This window comes from Spiroplasma sp. ChiS (assembly GCF_002968355.1).
GTDB lineage: Bacteria > Bacillota_I > Bacilli_A > Mycoplasmatales > Mycoplasmataceae > Spiroplasma > Spiroplasma citri.
Window position 1 is genome coordinate 1 of sequence record NZ_PUUH01000038.1, and the last position, 2,649, is coordinate 2,649.

The window sequence follows — 2,649 nt, forward strand, 5'->3', positions numbered from 1 at the left end:
TCTAGTTTCAAAAGATGAAATTACTGATGAACATTCAGCATTAAATACTAAAAAGAATTAGGAGGAATTAAATTATGAATAAAAGATATTTATTAATATCAAAATCAGAAATTATATTTGGAATAGATACTGAATTATTTTATACCTTAGAAGAAGCAGAGAATACTGCTAAAAATAAAAAGTATTTTGAAACAACTATTATTGATTTAAAAAATATTAAATGAAAAGGAAATAAATAATTATGAAAGAAATTAGAAATTTACAATTATCAGAATTTCAAAAAGAAATTATTAATAAATTAGATGATGAATATTGTTATAAAATTGCCGGATATGATGAAATTAATATTTTTAATAAAGAAATGGAATACTTAATCACAATAGATAAAAAAGATAACACTGTATCAATAAATAATTACATAGAAAAATTAAAAAAGGAACTGGAATTCTTGGAGCTTATATTAAAGGAGAATAAATAATATGTGAAAAGATGAAGATGGCAAAGTTTACACAGAAGAAGAAATAATGTTAATCAGAAAAGAATAGATTGAGCAGTTAATGTTATAAATGATAAACTCCKACCGTGTTTAAATTGAATAAGTGCAAAAGAAATGTTTTTACAGAATATTTAAAGAAATTTATTAATTAAAATTTAATAAATGCTTTTTTAGTATGATTAAATATGCTTAAATTAAGTTATATTTATAAAATATTTTATTTTTTTTAAAGTTGCATTTGTTAAAAATGATGTTATCATCAAATTAACAAGAGGCAAAAATTACTGCTTGCATTTACAGGATTCCATTCTATAATTAAGTTTACTAGGTTGAGAATTTAAGTTGTTAATAAATTCTATTTTTTCGTTATTAACAAAATATTCATTCTTTGTGTCCAAAGATAAAAAGTAGTAAAATATAGATTCTATTTGTTTATTTAACATTATAATCACCTCATATATATATAATAATTAATCAAGGGTTATAATGTTGAATATGTCCTACTATTAATGATTTTAGTAAGATTGATTATAATGAGTATATTAAATTAATAGTGCCTTTTGATAATGATACGATTTATTATGAAAATAATGTATGAAAAGCAAAACAAGGCGGTGATATACCATCTGATGTTATTAAAGATAGTGATTTAAATAAAGATTATATTGATAAAGAAGATGGAAAATATATTGTTAAAAAAGCACAAAGTGGTAGTTCAATAACAGTTAATGCCCCATTACATAAAAAAGATGATAGTAGTTTAGAATTATTATTATCAAATGAATTTGATATTGAAAATAATAAATTATCTTTAAATAAAGGTTTAAAAGATACTATTGAACAAATGTTAAAATGAGTGTTTGAAATAAATAAAAAAATTAAATGAGAAAAAGTATCGATATCATATACACCTGATAGTTCAACTTATATTGATATTCCTGAATTTTCAGAAAAATATCGTTATGATGTTAGAATATTACCAACTAATTTTAAAAAAGCTGAGGGGTTTCTATTACTTCGACCACCTTATTTTACCGAAACACAAGCAAATAAAACTTTAACAAAACAACAATCAAATTGTTTTGCTGGTGATGTGGGGCAAACCCCTTATGACCTTTCTTTGAATAATTCTAGTGGTCGGGTTTATAATAATGAATATTCACCTTGAAATAAATGACCAAAAGAAATGGTTGAAGCAAAATTATATCGTAAATTAGCATTAGAAATTGGGATTGATATATCTGATATTGATTTAGATGAAAAAGAAATTAAAGAAGATGGTAATTTTGAATATATTTCATTTAAAGATATTGATGTCGCCAAAAATAAAGGACATATGAGCGATGAACCATTATTAAATAATATAATAAAAATACCCCATATTATCCAAAAATAACAGACACTAACGATAATGTCGTTAAAGAAGAAGATATTTCAAATGTAGTACCAGCAGTTAATAATAATGAGAAGGATGTATACGCTTGATAAAAATAGGTATTGACCCATCAGGTACTGGTACTACTGGTATTGTTATTTATGAAGATAATAAAATTATTAGAAAAATTGAAATTATATATAATAATTGATTAAAACAATTAGAGTTTATAATAGATTCATTTTCTGCATTTAGATATAAAAATTCATATAAATTTAATATTGAAAATTGTTTACCAACAAATGCTAATGGGTCAAAAGATAGAGATGATTTATTACGATTATTAGGTGCATTAGAAATTAAATTAAATGATTTACAAATTGAAATTAATTGAATATCACCTCGTTATACTAAATCAGTTGTTAAAAATATGGAAAATTTAAGTAAATATAATGATAGTTGTTTATGAAAATATGATAAAGATACTAATTTAACTTATCAATATAGTAAAGGTTGAAAATATAATAATGAAAAAATAAGTAATCATCTCAGCGATGCAATTATAATTGCTAATTATGAGAGGTAATATTATGAAAACAAAAAATCATCAAATTGTAATTAGAAATATTAATGTTTACTTAAATAAAGAACAAGAAAAAATATGAAATGAATTACCTGAATTATATACACATAGCCAACGAGTACAGCATTTTATCAATTACTATATTGTAAATAATAAAGGAAATAATAAAAATGAATAATTATATTTTATGTTATC

At 22.1% G+C, this 2,649-nt stretch carries 5 protein-coding genes and 1 pseudogene; all 6 read left to right on the forward strand.

All coding sequences use genetic code 4. The features are described from left to right. Positions 1-74 precede the first annotated feature (74 nt). The gene (locus C6B38_RS09610) at positions 75-239 is read left to right on the forward strand and encodes a hypothetical protein (RefSeq protein ID WP_162475801.1); all 165 of its coding nucleotides are present in this window, start codon (positions 75-77) and stop codon (positions 237-239) included. Positions 240-241: 2 nt separating this feature from the next. Further along, positions 242-478 (forward strand): hypothetical protein, encoded by a 237-nt coding sequence (locus C6B38_RS02095; RefSeq protein WP_105298467.1) that lies wholly within the window; start codon positions 242-244, stop codon positions 476-478. 42 nt (positions 479-520) lie between these two features. Continuing rightward, positions 521-631, forward strand: a pseudogene (locus tag C6B38_RS09615) (IS30 family transposase); the annotation flags it as partial. Positions 632-1,049: 418 nt separating this feature from the next. Next, complete coding sequence (locus C6B38_RS02100; protein ID WP_105298468.1) at positions 1,050-1,892, forward strand: hypothetical protein; 843 nt, start codon at positions 1,050-1,052, stop codon at positions 1,890-1,892. An 85-nt stretch (positions 1,893-1,977) separates the two neighbouring features. Beyond that, a complete protein-coding gene (locus C6B38_RS02105; protein WP_105298469.1) occupies positions 1,978-2,457 on the forward strand; it encodes a hypothetical protein in 480 nt (159 codons plus the stop codon). A gap of 4 nt (positions 2,458-2,461) precedes the next feature. Beyond that, positions 2,462-2,632, forward strand: coding sequence for a hypothetical protein (locus C6B38_RS09620; protein WP_162475803.1), 171 nt, complete (start codon positions 2,462-2,464; stop codon positions 2,630-2,632). Positions 2,633-2,649 lie beyond the last annotated feature (17 nt).